At 63.9% G+C, this 16,465-nt stretch carries 11 protein-coding genes and 1 pseudogene; 3 read left to right on the forward strand and 9 right to left on the reverse strand.

Annotation, left to right across the window (positions count from 1 at the left end):
* Positions 1 to 154 precede the first annotated feature (154 nt).
* Positions 155 to 1,558: pseudogene (locus tag ABD002_RS19785) on the reverse strand (UvrD-helicase domain-containing protein); the annotation flags it as partial.
* A gap of 68 nt (positions 1,559 to 1,626) precedes the next feature.
* Between ABD002_RS19785 and ABD002_RS06395 the strand changes: the two are divergent.
* The gene (locus ABD002_RS06395; RefSeq protein WP_343788331.1) at positions 1,627 to 3,084 is read left to right on the forward strand and encodes a M61 family metallopeptidase; all 1,458 of its coding nucleotides are present in this window, start codon (positions 1,627 to 1,629) and stop codon (positions 3,082 to 3,084) included.
* A 67-nt stretch (positions 3,085 to 3,151) separates the two neighbouring features.
* Here the strand turns inward: ABD002_RS06395 and ABD002_RS06400 are convergent, their stop codons facing one another.
* The 5 genes from ABD002_RS06400 to ABD002_RS06420 form a co-directional block, all read right to left on the reverse strand.
* Positions 3,152 to 3,787 carry a TIGR00645 family protein gene (locus tag ABD002_RS06400; RefSeq protein ID WP_343788333.1) on the reverse strand — a complete coding sequence of 212 codons (636 nt, stop codon included), beginning with the start codon at positions 3,785 to 3,787 and terminating at the stop codon, positions 3,152 to 3,154.
* 83 nt (positions 3,788 to 3,870) lie between these two features.
* Positions 3,871 to 4,917, reverse strand: a complete 1,047-nt coding sequence (locus ABD002_RS06405) for a saccharopine dehydrogenase family protein (protein ID WP_343788335.1) — start codon at positions 4,915 to 4,917, stop codon at positions 3,871 to 3,873.
* A 91-nt stretch (positions 4,918 to 5,008) separates the two neighbouring features.
* Positions 5,009 to 5,338, reverse strand: coding sequence for a DUF4410 domain-containing protein (locus ABD002_RS06410; protein ID WP_343789375.1), 330 nt, complete (start codon positions 5,336 to 5,338; stop codon positions 5,009 to 5,011).
* Positions 5,335 to 5,529: a hypothetical protein gene (locus tag ABD002_RS06415; RefSeq protein ID WP_343789419.1), complete on the reverse strand. Its 195-nt coding sequence runs from the start codon at positions 5,527 to 5,529 to the stop codon at positions 5,335 to 5,337. Before ABD002_RS06415 ends, ABD002_RS06410 begins: the two co-directional genes overlap by 4 nt.
* Positions 5,530 to 6,226: 697 nt before the next feature.
* Positions 6,227 to 12,667, reverse strand: a complete 6,441-nt coding sequence (locus tag ABD002_RS06420) for a toxin TcdB middle/N-terminal domain-containing protein (protein WP_343788337.1) — start codon at positions 12,665 to 12,667, stop codon at positions 6,227 to 6,229.
* Positions 12,668 to 13,247: 580 nt separating this feature from the next.
* Here ABD002_RS06420 and ABD002_RS06425 point away from each other — a divergent pair.
* Positions 13,248 to 13,652, forward strand: coding sequence for a helix-turn-helix domain-containing protein (locus tag ABD002_RS06425; protein ID WP_343788339.1), 405 nt, complete (start codon positions 13,248 to 13,250; stop codon positions 13,650 to 13,652).
* A 155-nt stretch (positions 13,653 to 13,807) separates the two neighbouring features.
* Here ABD002_RS06425 and ABD002_RS06430 read toward each other — a convergent pair whose 3' ends face one another.
* The gene (locus ABD002_RS06430; protein ID WP_343788341.1) at positions 13,808 to 14,173 is read right to left on the reverse strand and encodes a VOC family protein; all 366 of its coding nucleotides are present in this window, start codon (positions 14,171 to 14,173) and stop codon (positions 13,808 to 13,810) included.
* A gap of 86 nt (positions 14,174 to 14,259) precedes the next feature.
* Between ABD002_RS06430 and ABD002_RS06435 the strand changes: the two genes are divergently transcribed.
* Complete coding sequence (locus tag ABD002_RS06435) at positions 14,260 to 14,568, forward strand: helix-turn-helix domain-containing protein (protein ID WP_343788343.1); 309 nt, start codon at positions 14,260 to 14,262, stop codon at positions 14,566 to 14,568.
* A gap of 48 nt (positions 14,569 to 14,616) precedes the next feature.
* Here ABD002_RS06435 and ABD002_RS06440 read toward each other — a convergent pair whose 3' ends face one another.
* Positions 14,617 to 15,342 carry a 2OG-Fe(II) oxygenase gene (locus ABD002_RS06440; RefSeq protein ID WP_343788345.1) on the reverse strand — a complete coding sequence of 242 codons (726 nt, stop codon included), beginning with the start codon at positions 15,340 to 15,342 and terminating at the stop codon, positions 14,617 to 14,619.
* 83 nt (positions 15,343 to 15,425) lie between these two features.
* Positions 15,426 to 16,448, reverse strand: coding sequence for a class 1 fructose-bisphosphatase (locus tag ABD002_RS06445; protein ID WP_343788347.1), 1,023 nt, complete (start codon positions 16,446 to 16,448; stop codon positions 15,426 to 15,428).
* Between the last annotated feature and the right edge of the window lie 17 nt (positions 16,449 to 16,465).

The raw sequence follows: 16,465 nt of genomic DNA on the forward strand, positions 1-16,465 counted from the left end.
CATCGGGGGAGAGGGTTGGGGTGAGGGGGCGGGTTTCCGGGACATCGGGACGCTGCAAATTCGTGTCGCCCCGCCCCCTCACCCTGCCCTCTCCCCCAAGCAAGCTTGGGGGAGAGGGTTCAAGCGAGGCCCCGGGCGCGAGGCAATCCCGCGCCAGTCCCTCGATCAATTCCAGAAACCCGCGCAGCGCATTCTTCGCGCGCGCTGCCAGCGTCATCGAGCCGAGCTCGCCGAGCGCGGCTTCCCACAGCGAGGCACTGTCGTGTCGAGCACGCTGACGCAGCAGATCCAAGGTGCGATCGCCGATGCCGCGCGGCGGCGTGTTGACCGCACGCTCGAATGCGGCGTCGTCGTGCCGATTTGCAGCGAGGCGCAGATAGGCCAGCGCGTCCTTGATCTCGGCGCGATCGAAGTAGCGCAGGCCGCCATACACGCGGTACGCGATGTCGTGCTGGATCAGCTGCTCCTCGAAGTTGCGCGACTGCGCGTTCGAGCGGTACAGGATCGCGTTGTCGGAGGGCTTCGCGCCCGCGCGCAGGCGCTCGCGGATGCGCTCGATCACGTAGCGCGCCTCGTCCTGCTCGTTGTACGCGGCGTACAGCTCGATCGCATCGCCGGCATCGCCCGCGGTCCACAGCTGCTTGCCGAGCCGGTCCGGGTTGTGCGCGATCACCGCGTTCGCGGCGGCGAGGATGTTGCCGGTCGAGCGGTAGTTCTGTTCGAGACGGATGGTCTTCGCGCTCGGGAAGTCGCGCAGGAAGTGCTGCACGTTCTCGACGCGCGCGCCACGCCAGCCGTAGATCGCCTGGTCGTCGTCACCGACCACGAACACATGCCCGGTCGAACCCGCGAGCACGCGGATCCACGCGTACTGCAGCGTGTTGGTGTCCTGGAACTCGTCGATCAGCAGATGCCGGAATCGCTCGCGGTAGTGCGCAAGCAACGCATCGTCGTGCAGCCAGAGTTCGTGTGCGCGCAGCAGCAGTTCCGCGAAATCGACGAGTCCTGCGCGCTGGCACGCCGCCTCGTAGGCGCGATACACGTCGATCAATACGCGATTGACTGGATTGAATCCCGGATCAAGCGCGTCCGCGCGCTTGCCCTCGTCCTTCGCACTGTTGATGAACCAGGTCGCCTGGCGCGGCGGAAACCGTGCTTCGTCCAGCCCGAGCCCCTGGATCGTGCGCTTGACCAGGCGCTGCTGGTCGTCCGCGTCGAGGATCTGGAACGTCTCCGGCAACTTCGCCTCGCGCCAGTGCCGGCGCAGCAGGCGGTGCGCAATGCCATGGAACGTGCCGATCGTGAGCCCGCGCGCGCCGCCCTCGATCAGACTTTCGGTGCGCCCGCGCATCTCGCCGGCGGCCTTGTTCGTGAAGGTGACCGCAAGCACCGACCACGGCGACACGCGCTCGACCTCGAGCAGCCAGCCGATGCGATGGGTCAACACGCGCGTCTTGCCGGAACCGGCGCCGGCGAGCACGAGGTAGTGCCCCGCGGGCGCGGTCACGGCCTCTTGTTGGGAAGGATTGAGTCCGTCGAGCAGATGAGAAACGTCCATCGCGCAATTGTAACGGCCCACAGCAACGCGCTACGGAAACACATCGCGATGGAGCATGATGCGGCATCATGCCTTTGCGCCCGCTTGCCCTATTCGCCGCATTCATGCTGGCCGCCACCGCGCAGGGAGCCGGCTCTCCGCATTACCAGCTGCGATATGAGGCCGGCACGGCAACGATGCAGGTCACGCTGTGCTTGGCGCAGGCGGTGGCGGACGTGCACCTCGAAGCGGGCGACGACGCCGCGCGCCATCTCGACGGACTGGCGCGTGACAGCGGCGCGCCGCTCCAGCGCACAGACCGCGCCTGGAACGCGCACGACTGGCGGGCGGGTGAATGCCTGCATTATCACGTCCCGCTCGGCCGCATCGCGGACGACAGATCACGGCACGACCAGACCCGGCGTGGCGATGATCTGGTCATCGATCCCTCGAGTTGGCTGCTGCAGGTCGGCGATGCCGACGCAGCCGACCTGCGCGTCGAGTTGCCGCCCGGCTTCTCCATCTCCGTGCCGTGGCAGCGGCTGCCTTCGAGTGACGGCGCGTCGCATTACCGGATTCCCCGCACGCCGGACGACTGGATGGCGCGCATCGCGATCGGCCGTTTCAGGGAACAGGACATCGCGCTTGCCGGTGGCACGCTGCATGTCGCGATCTTCAAGGGCGCGGATGCAGCGCAGCGCGAACGGCTGATCGCCTGGCTGCGAAGGATCAGTCGCGATGCGCTATCCGCCTATGGCCGGCTGCCACTGACCGATGTGCAGGTGCTGGTCGTGCCCATCGGGCCGCAGCCGGACGTCACGCAGCGCGAGGCGGTCGTGTTCGGCCAATCGACGCGAGGCCAGGGCAACGCGCTGACGCTGTTCGTCGATCCGACACAGAACGATGATGCGTTCGACCGCGACTGGGTTGCCGTGCATGAGCTTTCGCACCTGTTGCACCCATACCTCGGCGATCGCGGCGCCTGGCTCTCCGAAGGGCTCGCAACGTACTACCAGAACGTGTTGCGCGCCCGCGCCGGCCTGCTGACCCCGGAGCAGGCCTGGGCACAGCTCGACGACGGCTTCGCACGTGGCCGCCGCGACACGCGTCCGGACCTCGACCTGGAACAGGCGTCCTTGCAGATGGGCGAGCGCCACGATTTCCAACGCGTGTACTGGAGCGGCACCGCGTACTGGCTGCAGGTCGATGCGGAATTGCGTCGCGCCAGCGCGAACCGCATGAGCGTCGACGAGGCGTTGCGCCGATTCGATGCGTGCTGCCTGCCGAGCTACCGGCGCTGGGCGCCCGATGAATTCGTCGCCAAACTCGATGCGCTCGCCGGCAGCGCCGTGTTCACCCAACGTTTCCGCGAATTCCGCGCGCGGCATGATTTTCCGGAACTCACCGCGTTATATGCCGCGCTCGGCCTCGGCCGCGAGGGCGAAACATTGCGCGTCGACGATCAGGCTCCGGCCGCGAATGTGCGCCGCGCCGTCATGCAAGGGCCGGCCTTGGCGAAACGCCCTTCGTCGGAACGAGTCCCGTAGCCGGCACAGGCGCCAGGACGCTGTCGTCACGGCCTCGAAATGCTCAACGAGCCGTTTCGGGGTGCTCTCAATGTTCCTCGATCGCGTATTCGCGCCGCGCGCCGCTGCCGCCACTCATCAGGCGGTCGGTCCAGGCGATACCGATCGCGGAGACGATGAACACGCAATGGATGATGGTCTGCCACATCACGCCGGTCGTGGTCAGCGTCGTGCACGACTTCGGACCGCCGACGACGAGCTCGTCAGCGATCTGGCCGACCAGTTCCGCCGAACAGAACGGCAGGCCGCCGCCGAGTGCACCGGCCTCGATGAAGCTCTTCAGAAGATGGATCGAGCTGATGCCGATGATCGCCATCGCGAGCTTGACCTTGAGCACGGACGCGTTCACGTGGCTCAACCACTCCGGCTGGTCCGGATGGTTCTCGAGGCGCAGCCGCGAGACGAAGGTTTCGTAACCGCCGACGATGACCATGACCAGCAGGTTCGAGATCATGACCACGTCGATCAATCCGAGCACGAGCAGCATGATCGCCTGCTCGCTCAGCGCCAGCGCCTCGTGGATCAGATGCCAGAGCTCCTTGAGGAACAGCACGACATAGACGCCCTGGGCGACGATCAAACCGAGATAGAGCGGCAGCTGCAGCCAACGCGAGGAGAAGATCAGCGCTGGCAGCGGCAACATGTCGGATTTCGCTTTCTGCATGGGGTCGTTCCGGGCGGTGGTCGCCGGATTCTAGCGTGGTTGCGACGACGCCCCGGTTGCATGGCGACCGCGAGCCGGGCCCCTCATTCGACGAGGTCGACGCCGGGCAACCCGAGCACGTATTCCGCACCCATCAGCTGCGAGGGCGTGTAGTAGCCGCCGGCCGGGCGCGCATCGAGCACGTGCTGCGCGATGCCGAGCGCGGATTGCACGGTCAACGCATAGCCGTTCGGTGTGGTCAGCGCGAGTCGCGCCTCGGCACCCGCCGCATTGCTGACCTCCCCCCACACGCGGCAATTCGTCTGTTCGCGCCGACCAGCGTCCGGCCCGGGCGATGATGCAGCAGCGCGTTCCTTGAGGAAGCGCTGCACCGGTCCGAAGCCGAACAGCGGTTTCATGTGGCGCAGCCAGCGCATGCGCGCGATCGTGCGTGGCGACATCACCATATAGGTCTCGATATCGGGGATACCGGTCGACACGAATGCGGTATAGACGTCGCCCCACGGGATCGTCATCGCGCTGCGCTGACTGCCGTCGCGCTCGAACGTGCGCGTCTTCCAGGCCAGCGGCACGTCGACGAGCTCTCCGCCGATGCGTGCCCGGCCGCCCTTGGCCAACCCTTCGATACTGGTCCGCGCCGTGCCGGGACTCGCGCCACCGCCCGCTTCGAACGCGAGCACGAGCTTGTTCGCGTCAGGCAGCCGACGCTTCAGCATCGCCGCGGCGCAATCAGTCGGTACGACATCGAAGCCGACGCCGGGCGCCACCACGATGCCCTGGCGTTTCGCGCGCGGATGCTTGTGGTGGCAAAGCGCGAAGACATCGATCTCGCCGGTGATGTCGAGATAGTGCAGGCGCAGGTCCAAGCTGGCTTCGAGCAGCGGCGCGGCGGTTTGCGAGAACGGGCCCGCGCAGTTCAGCAGCAGCTCGACGCCTTCGAGATTGCGCGCGACCTCGGCGGGATCGGTCAACTCGAACACGCGGCGCGTCAGCTTGAGCTGCTCGGCAAGCGCGTCGAGCGCATCGCGGTTGCGCCCGGCAAGGACCGGCTTGATGCCACGCAGCACGGCCTCCTCGGCAATCAACCTGCCGGTGTAGCCGTTCGCTCCGTAGATCAGGATCCGGCTCATCGCGCCCGCCTCCTTTCCCGCTCGCATCATGCGCCAGTCGCGGCCGGCGTGCTCTCACCCTGAGGTTCGCCGGCCCGCTCCAGTAAGCGCGTCACTTACGGGAAGCCGTGGTTCCCGCCGCGCCCGCGCCTCCCTTTTCGCCCTGAGCCGTCAGCGCATTGGCAATGCTTTCCGCGAAACTCTGTTCGATATCCTCGATAGTGGTGGTGCCGCCGTAGATGCCACCCCAAGCGAAGGTCTTCTGCACAGAAAACGCCATGGTGCGATTGTGCTCGGGCATCGCATAAACCTGCACGTCGCCGTCGATATGAATCTGGCCCAATCCCGCCAGCATCGCGCGCGCAAAGGCATTGCCTTTCTCGTAGCGCGTGATCGACACGTCAACCTGATAGTGGGCGGGATCAGCTACCGCCGAATTCAGCGCTGCGTCTTGATGCGATCGATGACGCGCGTCATCTCGTAGTCGGCGATGGTTATGCCCGAAGCCGGCATGACGTTCACCGACGTCGTATCTCCCGACCGTATCACGGCGCTCGCGTCCGCATGCTGGGAAAACTTCGCTGCCGGTGGCGAGGACGCACAGCCGGCCACGAACATCATCGCCACGGCCATGCTGATACTTTGGATGGAATGCCTTGAACTGTGTTTCATGATTTCCCCTGTGGAATGGTTGTCGCCGGGATAGGTGATGCCGTTTTCGGGCCGTTGCTACGTTGCTATCTCTCCTGCATTCAAACTGTCCTACACCAACCACCCGGCGGCGGAGGAAGTTCCTTTCTTCCTTCGTCGTTGCCGATATCGAGCGGTCGTGAGACCCGAGGCGCGCTTTGAAACTTGTCACCCTGACGGGACCGGTTCTACAGCAAAGCAAGTTCCCGCCTTTTGTTCGCCTCGCTCCACTTTGCGCCAGCATGTCGTAAGCTCGACGTTCTTTGGCAACGAGAAACGCCCCCACTCATAACCCTCGCGTAGCGTACTAATAGCTTGCGGAACACCAGCATGAGCCGCCTTGTAGATCCAACCAAGCGCTTCTTTCGCTGCAATCTTTGGCGGCGCCTTTGGCTGCGGATCCTCGACCCATTGGAGCAAAACCCATCCGACTGTGAACTGATATTCTGGGTCTCCAGCGCGCGCCATCGGCATTTCCAATTCAACGGCTCGTGCGTAATCACCTCTTGCTAGGGCCGCAGCGCCTTCCCTATCGATCGAACTATCGCGCCCTCCATCGCGAGCGGAAATTGTTGCCGAACAGCCCTGAGAAGCACCCACAATCAAAAGCAGAATTAGTACTAGTCTCATAACGCTGTCTTCACCATCCTCGACTAAAAGGCAAGATCGATTGATAGGTAGAGATTGGAGCCGCTCCCTGTACTCGAACCCCTTGGCCAAGATAGTAATAGTCCCTGACGATATCGCCCTGCTGCTCTATACCAAAACTAGAGAATGGTTTCCCCGGCGGCGCAGCGACTAAAGTGCCATAGTCGTAGTTTCTATCAAATATTCCACCCCAAGCGACGTTGATACCTTGTTGGTGCTGCCAGACGTGTACCATCTCGTGCAGGAACCAGGCTCGGCTGTCAACGCTTGCCAAAGAAAAGTCATCGAGATAGGCCTCCGGATGGAAATACATATTCCCATTTGGAGTCATAGCGATTTCTCTGGGCTGGAAGACGTGAAATTTCTTTCGATAGACCAAGACGTCGTCATAGTTCACGTCACTTCCAAAGACGCCCGAAGCCATTGCAATTTCTCCAGCCGAAAGACCGCGAGACCCTCCCACTCTGAGCTTAGCCTCGAGCGAACCATCCCCGGGCCCTGAGCCTTGACCTCCCACGCCACTCACAATCCTCGCAAACGCAAACCCAAACGCGGCAGTCACTGCCCCATTCGCGAACTTCCCTCCCGCCAGCACCGATGCCGTGCCGCCAACAGCTGCCGCCTGTATGGTCTTGGCGGCGGTCACGCCAAAGCTGTCGTTTCTGCCCATGCTCGGAGACAGGGCTGCGCTGATCCCTGCGCTCATGAACCCATGTCCGAATCGCCCTCCTTGCAGCTCCGTCATCACGCCGCCTGCGGCGCCGTGAGCCAGCGACCTCACCGCATGACCGGCGACCGTCATCTGATTGCCGCTGTAGGCCCAACTCGCATTGGTCGGCGTGAATGCGTTGCCGACGCCGTAGAACACGGTTGCTGTTACGGCGCCTGTTACCGCGCCTCTTAGGCTCCCCGTCTGCACCGCCCCGGCCGCGAATCCGCCCACCGCCATGATCGCGAAGGATTGCGCCGATCCGGCGACAACCGACGTGCCGAACAAGCCCCACGTCGCGCCGGCCGCGGTGCCTCCCGAATACACCGTGATCGCAATCGCCGCTGCCGTGCGCAGGAAATCTCCCGCCGAGAAGTAGCCCGACGGATCCGTGTAGGCGAGCGGATTGTTGAATCCGTAGCTGTAGCGGTTCCAGCTCTGCAGATCCTGCGGGCTCTGCACGAACGGGTCCGCCTGCAGGAACCGCGCGAGTTGCGGGTCGTAGATCCGGCCGTTCATGTGGATCACGCCCACCGACTCGGCCATCTCGTGACCCGTGTACCCGCGCGTAGTCGTTTCTCTCAGCAGGCTCTCCAGGCCGGCCGTCCACAACGTCGGCCCGGCCCAGGTCGTGCCGTCGCGGCGCCGTCCCCAGCTGTCGAAGCTCGTCGGGCTCGATGCGTTCACCGGCGTCAGCGTCATCGCGCCGAGCACCTGGTGCGTGCTGCCCTGTGCGTCGGTCAGCAGAATCTGGCGCTTGAGCCGGTAGGTGGCTCCGCTGCCGGTCTGCACCACCAGCGTGTTGCCGATGGTGCGTCGTACTTCCAGCAGCCCATTCGCTCCGCTCACAACGCTCGCCGTGTATCGGATCTGCGCGTCGCCTGCCCAGTGCACCACGGTGTCGGCGCTGACTGCCACCGAACTGGCGTAGTCCAGCCGACGCACCCGTTCCCGGTTCGGACCATAGCTGAAGCCCACCCGAGCGTTGTTCACCGTATCGCGGATGTCGCTCGCCTGATCCGCCGCTGTGTACTGGATGGTCTGGCTGCCCAGACTGTTCGTCTGCTTCAGCACGTTGCCGTTTGCGTCGTAGCACAGCGACACCCCGCTGATCAGACTCAGCGCATGCGGGCCCGGCATCGCGTTCTCTGCACAAGCCGCCGGGCGCGTGCCGTACACGTACGTCAACCCCGCGTCGCTCTTGTAGGCGATGTTGCCTTCAGCGTCGTAGCTTTGCGTGCGCGCGAACGTCGTCTGGCCTGCGCTCGTCACCACCCCCTGGCGCAGCCGTTGCAACGCGTCGTACGTGAACGTTTCGGTCACACCCACCGCTTCGCGGCGGTTCGTCCGGCTCGTCAGGTTGCCGACCAGGTCGTAGCTGTAACCGAAGTCCTGCAGCAGGCCCGACGCCGACTGCGCCAGCTGGCGCGTCAGACGCCCCGTGTTGTCGTCATAGGCGCGCTCCTGCGTGTACTCGGCACCCGCGGCGCCGCGCTCCTTCGTGACCTGCCCGCGCGCGTTCATCTCCAAGATCTCCCGGTACACCAGGAACGCGCCATCCTTCGGATACGCCGAACGCACCTGCGACAGGTATCCCTCCGCTCCGTATGCGTGGCGCTCGCCGGTGGTCGGCAGGCCCGGTGCGGTAAAGAAATGCTGGAAAGGGCGGCCGAACTGATCGAACGACCATTGCTCGACATAGGTCTTGCCGTCCAGCACGGTGTCCACCCGTACCGCGCGGCCAAGGCTGTCATAGCTCGGGGTGCGCCTGACCTGACTATTGACCTCTTCCGCCAGCGCGCCGATGCCCGAGAGCGCCGTGTCGTAGCTCCAGCTCGCCTCGCTCTCGAGCTGGCTGCAAGCCGCATTGCTGTGGTCGCGACGGTGCCACACGCGTCCGCGTCCGTCGTACTCACTCTTCGTGCAGGTCCCGCGCGGACTCACTTGCCGGATTACCTCGCCGGCACCGTTGACTGCATAGGTCCATGTGCCCGCATCCGGATCGGACATGCCGATCTTCCGGCCGAGGCTGTCATAGGTCATCACGGTCGTCGATGCGCCGTGGACGACCGCCATCACGTTGCCGGCCGCATCGTACTGGGTAGACACCTCGAGCCCGTTGACGTCGATCGTCTTCACGACTTCGCCGAGGCCGTTCTTCAACTCGGTCCGGGTCTGCGTCAGGCCCGAGCCATTCGCGGGCGATGTCGTCACCGTCTTCAGGCCATCGTAGGCAAGCGTCGTCGTCGCGCCTGTTCCGCTCTGGACGATCGTGGTTGGCCGGCTCAGCGCGTCGTACGTGCTTTCCGTCCATGTAATCGTCACGCCGGCCGCTGGTGTGGCGGCACCGACGCCCGCGTAGAGCACGCGGTACGGATCGGACTTGCGCTTCACGCTCCCGCGCGCGTCGTATTGGGTGATCGTTCCGATCCAGCTGCCTGGCTCGAAACCTTGCACCAACGCCACCGTCGGCCGGCCGAGCAGGTCGTGATAGACCATGCTGCCGGGAGAGCCGGCGGTCGTGGCCATGGATCGGTATGCCAATCCCATTCCGCTGGGGCAGGCAACCGTCGGCATGCCGGCAGCCACCGGCATGCCGCTGCAATAACGCGCGTCCCAGCGCGTGGATCCACCATTGGGCGAATACATGAAGCGCTTGCGGCCCAATGCCCCATAACGGATCTTCGAGGAGACGCCATTGGCATCGGTGATCTCGGTAGGATCGCCGGCAGCATTGCGCGCATACACCCTGGAACGCGTCCTTTCCTGTGCGGTGCCGCCGCCTGCCGAATACGCTTCGCGGGTTGCGTCGGCGAAGCGTCCGAGGCTGTCGTAGTCCGTGTTCGTGTATCGCATCACCGCGGTCGGGTCGGTTGGATGGAATGGATATCCGCCGCTCGAGGCGCTCTGGGCACGACAGCTCGATTCGGGAATCGTCGTGCTGCAGGTCGACGTCTTCGTCCGGTTGCCGAACGGGTCGTAGGTGTAATACGCAGCGACACTCGGGGCCGACGCATCCACGTTGAGGCCATTCGGATACTGGCCGGCCATCCCTTCCACTTTCTCCGATGCCAACAGTCCTTTTGCGTCATAGGTGAAGCTGGAGCGGCGCACGTTCGCGAGAACGCTTCCGCCCACGGCACGCGTCGTCTTCACAGTCGACGTCCTGAGGCGTCCGAGTCGCCAGTTCGGTTCGTCGTTGTCGTACTGGAAGGTGCTGTCGAGGCTGACCGTCGTACCGCCGCCCGACTTCGAGGCGGTGCTCGAAAGAGGATTGCCGTATGCGTCATAGCTCGCCAGCGGGAACGCGACGGACTCCGAGATCAGCGCGCCACCCGGGACACCCGATGCCAGGTCGTAGCTGCTGGTCAGGCTTTCGATGCGGGCGATGAAGATCGGCGCCTGCGCCAAGGCAAGAAGGCGTCGATCGTATTCGTCCGGCATGATCGGCGGATGTCCACTATTCAGGCATATCGCGCCCTGATCCGATGCGCCTGGCGCTTTCATCGCACCGACCGATGATGTCACTGCGCCGTTCTCACAGTACGGCTCCAGCGCCGCCGTGCCCGCACTCGTGCGCCATTGCCATCGATCGGCGCTGCTCTTGATCGTCCTGGACGCGTCGTTGATGCCAGGAAGATCGTCATCGCAGGTCGTGGCGCGACCCGCCTTGCACTTCGGCACGTACTTCATGCAGGCGGCGGAGTCCGGACCGGTTGCGCCGTTGCACGGGTCGGCGTCGTTGGCGACGAGACCGATGTTCCGCGTTTCCGTGAAATCCGCCAGCCCGGTGTACGGGAACCGCTGCTGGTAGTAGGAATCCACTTCGATGCCGCTTTGGGAATCGGTCGTCGAAATCCTTCGGAAGCCCAGCGAGCCGCGTCCGCCCGCCTGCACCTTGAGACCGGCGTAGCGGTAGCTCACGGTCGATGCCGCAGTCGGATCGTTCTGTATCGGCGCGCTGCTGCTCACCGAGCGAACCACATAGCTTGGGGCCGCCACGTCGAAGACCGGCGAGCCGCGTCCGGAAGTCGTGAACGGTGCATCGTAGTCGCGCAAGTAGACGGACGAGAACGTCAGCGGCGCATACGTGATCGTCGTTTTCGCGCCGAGCCCGCTCACGATCTCGGTGACGACACCACGCGGGCGATGATGGTGGGTGGTGCGTTGCAGATGCCAGGTGCCATCTGCCGGACGGACCAGGAAATTGTCAGGGATGCCGTCGCCATCGAAGTCCGCGGTCATGCGGCTCCATGTCGTGTCCGGGAAGTGATATCCGGTGTACAGGCCCTGCAACGCCGGAGACGAGGGCAACCCTGCCCATCCGCTGCCGGCCCACAGGTAGACGTCGTACTTGCTGCCGTTGAGCCTCCAGAAATCGAGCTTGCCATCGCCGTCGAAATCCAGCAGCTGAAGCGCGTGCTCTCCGCCTTTCAGCGAGCAGTCGGCGATGCAGTTGTCGGTGTAGACGCTGAACGGGCCGCCCATGCGGAAACGCCATACGTTGCCGCTGTCCATGTAGACGAGATCGGCGAGGCCGTCCCCGTTGACGTCGACCGTGCGCAGTTTTCGTGCAGCCCCTGCGGGATCGTTCGCGCCGATGACGACATCACCGAATGGGCGCGCGGCCTGGAAAACGAATTTGCCGTCCGAGCTGCGCTGTCCTTTGGAAAGAAAAACGTCCAAGCGGAAACCGGAATAGCCCGCACATCCTCGCGCATCGACCATGAAGCGCAGATCGGCCCTGCCATCACCGTCGAAATCCACCGCCTGGCTGAAGTTTTCTTCCTCGCGACTCAGGCTCGCCGTTGCGAATCCACAGCGGTTTCCAACCGGGCTCCCTGCTTCGTCCAGGAAAGCCGCTTGGATGGGATTGAGTACGAACGGCGACGCTGGAATGTTCGTGCGTTGTGTCAGCGCCACCCAGAACAAACCGTCCGGCGCACGGAATACGAGGTCAGACAATCCATCACCGTCGACGTCGGCCAGCATGCTGCTGCCGAGATAACGGAGATCACTGGGCGTCACCGGAGTTGCGGGCGCTCCGCCATCTGCTCCGCCGGCGATTTGCGCAACCAGCTCTCTCGATAGCTCGGCCGCGGCCGATGAATTGACCGGAACCGTAAACAGCACCTCCTCCGGACCCAGACAAATTCTTTGGCCGCCCGAACAGTCGTTCGTAGCGAGCCTTCGTATCCATGTGATCTGGTTGGGATTCGCACTCGGCGAACCGTCGCGATTGGCCCAGGCGAAGAGCAGATCGTCCCGGCCGTCGCCATCGATGTCGAAGACCTCCCACAAGCCGCCATTCAAGAATCCGTCGGGGAGCAAGGTATCCATCGAATAGACATCCACCATCGCAGGCTTTCCCTGCGCATCGACGCTAAGCCCGCTGATATGCAGCTGGTTGTTTCGTCCGCCGGCTGCCGCATTGCTGGTCCACCACAGGTCCGCGCGCTTGTCGCCGGTGAAGTCGCCGAATTGGTAATAGCCGAGCCCCGATCCCATGGAGCCGGTGAATTCCTCGACAGTGGGCGAAGCGCTGGTCCACGTGAAGTTCGTGGGCGGATAGCACGCACCGCCCTGCCGGTCGCATTCCTTCAGCGAAAGCAGCCGCGGGCGATACCGCTGCCACGAGGCGGAGGTGTTGTAGGCAGGCTCGTAGTAGCGGAGCGTGGTGCCGGTCGCACTCTTCACCTCGATGCCGCTCTCGCGCGTGCCCATCACGAATCAGCGCGTCGTTCGTGACGTCCCAAGCACAGGGAAATCCAGAGGCGCGAGGCGCCTGGCGGAATCGAAAGGCAAGAGTGCCGGCCGTGTGTCGACCGATGAGGAATTCGCGGACCGTGGGCAGACCGCCAGTCCCCAGACTGCCGGCCTACCTTTCCGCTTGAGAGCCGCAATGAATGCAAGAAACGCGCGGCGGACGATGCGATGACTCGCGCAATCGCAATGATTGCCCGCGACACCCAATCAGGTGATATCGACGTCCCCGAAGATCGCTCTACCCACGCCCCTGTACCCTTTGCAGGAAATCTCTGACAAAACGTGTCGGATAACGCTGCGACCCCAGTTTATTCGCAGCACTCGACACATTTTTCCCCATACTTGTCTTTGCCTGCCTCCCCTGTAGCACGCTTGCGCCGATTGTCTTCACGGTGCGCGCGTTCTGAAAGTGGTGAGCGGCTGGATTTTCATCAGCATCGCTGTGCATTCCGATGTTCTGCCGGAATCAACGCCTGACAGCTATGGCGAATTCAGCGCGGCTGAGTAATTTTCATCAGAGTTGCCAAGCGACTTAGAAATGCTGAGAGAAGAACGCATGCCGCCCGCACGATCGTGGAATACCCGAGCGCTCGCAACATTGCCAGACCGCATTCGTCACGTGCGCAGGCTGAACCGGCTGACGCAGGCCGCACTGGCGAAAAGGATCGGTGTCGGACCCAGCGCGGTGGCGCAATGGGAGCTTCCGGGAGGCACTTCGCCAACCGTGGAAAACCTGATCAAGATAGCTCTATCGGGTGAAGTCTCGTTTGAATGGCTGGCTACCGGACGCGGTCCGCTCAGATCCGAGATTCACCAAGCAGACGGCGTCGACGCTTTCCCGACTACGATGGATCGTATCGAGGATCGGCTCCTGTCAGCCTTTCGGCGGCTCAAGCCGCGCAAGCGCGAGCTGTTCGTCCATTGCATGGAAGAGATTCTCTAGCTTCCGCAGGCGCGACGTGGACGGTGCCGCACGGTTCCCGTGCCGATCATTGCTTCGAGAGACTGGCGTAAAGCTGCTCGGCGCGCTGGAACAACAGCGGATCTGCACGCGATCACCCGATGCATGGACCTTATCCATAGGACGGGCTCAGTTCGTTATTTGGAGCCCAGGACGAACTGGTTGCCGTCAGGGTCGCGGAAGATCGCGTAGGTGCCCCACGGCTCAGTCTTCGGCTCGCTGACAAATTCGACGCCGCGTTGCTTGAGCTGGCGATAGGTCGCCTCGGTGTCGTCGCAGGCGAACGAGCCGTTGAAGAACGAGCCGATGCGATCTTCCTGCCCATCGGGCGTGAACAGTACCAGGCGCGTGTCGGTGTTGCCGATGCGCAGTTCGATCCAGCGCTGTCGGTCGGTAAATGGTTGGTCGGTGACGACGCGGAAGCCGAGTTTTTCGGTATAGAACGCGAGCGCCAGGTCCTGGTTGCGAGTCGGTACGCTGACGAATTTGAGATGCGTGATCATGGCGGGACTCGGGTAGTTGGGTGGGTGCCAACCATCGCACATCGCCCGCGACCGTTAGGAGGATGGCTGCTATAGTTTCCATCGCCATGGCCGATCTGCCGCTCGATCGCTACATCGTCGATGTGCTGATGCCAGACCTGATCGGTCACGATCGCTCGGCTTCGACGTTCCTCGTGTACCTGTATCTGTGGCGGCAGAGCGTGGCGCGGGGACGCGCGACGGTCGAAGTCAGTCACCAGACGATAGCCAGCGATATCGGCCTGGCCAAGACGACGGTCCAGGCGGCCATCCGACGGCTGAAGCGGCGCCGTTTGCTCAGTGCCAAATTGCGGCACGCGACGGCGACACCGATTTATCAGCCGTTGCGCCCGTGGATCGGCAAGCTGCCGCCGTAGGATCCCTCGCGTCGGTTCTTGCGGTGAGATGCGTGGACTGATCCGCGATCAACGTGCCGTCGATGACGTTGCCGCGTTCGCATACAGCCGCTCCGCGCGCTGGAACAACACCCACGACGTCGCGATGTACTTGTCGCCGCCCTTCGGCATGTTGCCGCGATGCGTGTGCGTGAAACCGGCCGGCGCGATCAACAATGAACCGGTGCGCGGCACGATCTTGCGGTTCTGGTAGTGGAATTCGGTCTCGCCCTCGGCGAAGCCGTCGTTGAGATAGACCGACCACAGCAGCACGCGATGCAGGGTCTCGCCGTTGTCGGCCTTCGGGTACAGCTCGCAGTGCCAGTACGGATAGCCGCCCTGGTCGGCGTGGTATTTCTGCAGGTTGATCGCGCCGGGACGGAAGCACTTGGTGACGAGCCCCTGCAGCAGGTGGTCCGGCAGCGCGGCAACCGCGGCCGGATCAAGCAACACCAGCTCGCCGGTCTTCGGATCCGGCATGCGCAGCGTCATCGGCGCGAGCACCGCGTACGCGTACTTGCGCACATAGGCCATCACGCCACGCAGCATCGCGGTGTTGAAGTGGTTCTCGACCTCCTGCCATTCGCGATGGTCGCTGATGCAGATGTCCCAGCTGTCCTTCAGCCGCGTGTCGACGCCGCCGCCGGTCGCGCCGCGTACGGCCTGGCCACTGGCGTTGAAACGCGCGATCAGGTCGCGGCAGGTTTGTGCGTCGAGCGCGCCGTCGTAGGTCTCGATGAAATCGGCGTTGTCCATGCGATTGGGCTTCTCGGTAGGAGCGGCTTCAGCCGCGATGCTTTGGAAGGGGCATCGCGCCTTCACCGACCCTGCAGTCGGTGTCAGGCGGTGTCGGCCTCGCGGTGATACGCAGTGACCTGTTTGACCTCGTTCCTCGACCCGAGGAACACCGGCACGCGCTGGTGCAGCTTGTCCGGCCGGATGTCGAGGATGCGCTCGCGACCGGTGGTCGCCGCGCCGCCAGCCTGCTCGACGATCATCGCCATCGGGTTCGCCTCGTACATCAGGCGCAGCTTGCCGGGCTTGGACGGGTCCTTGAGGTCGCGCGGATAGATGAAGATGCCGCCGCGGGTCAGGATGCGATGCACGTCGGCGACCATCGAGGCGACCCAGCGCATGTTGAAGTCGCGCCCGCGCGGGCCGGTCTTGCCGGCCAGCAGTTCGTCGATGTAGCGGCGCATCGGCGGTTCCCAGTGACGGATGTTCGACATGTTGATCGCGAACTCGCCGGTGTCCGCGGGAATCTGCAGGTTCGATCCGGTCAGGATGAAGCTGCCCTGCTCGCGGTCGAGCGTGAACGTATGCACGCCGTCGCCGAGGGTCAACACCAGCACCGTGCTCGATCCGTACACCGCGTAGCCGGCCGCGACCTGCTGCGTGCCCGGCTGCAGGAACGCTTTCTCGTCCGGCTCGCTGACGCCGTCCGGACAGCGCAGCACCGAGAAGATCGTTCCGACCGAGATGTTCACATCGATGTTCGAGGAGCCGTCGAGCGGATCGAACACGAGCAGGTATTCGCCCTTCGGATAGCGGTGCGGGATCGGATGCGGATCGTCCATCTCCTCGGACGCGAGCGCGGCGAGGTGGCCGCCCCATTCGTTCGCCTCGAGCAGGATCTCGTTGGAGACCACGTCGAGCTTCTTCTGCGTCTCGCCCTGCACGTTCTCGGTACCGGCACTGCCGAGCACGCCGCCGAGCGCGCCCTTGCCGACCGCGATCGAGATGCGCTTGCACGCGCGCGCAACGACCTCGATCAGGAGGCGCAAGTCGCCGTTGATATGGCCCTTGTCGCGCTGCTCCTCGATCAAGAAGCGCGTCAGTGAAACCCGGGACGTGGACGGCATCGGCAGCATTCTCCGCG

The organism is Dokdonella soli (assembly GCF_039523175.1).
Taxonomy (GTDB): Bacteria; Pseudomonadota; Gammaproteobacteria; order Xanthomonadales; family Rhodanobacteraceae; genus Dokdonella_A; species Dokdonella_A soli.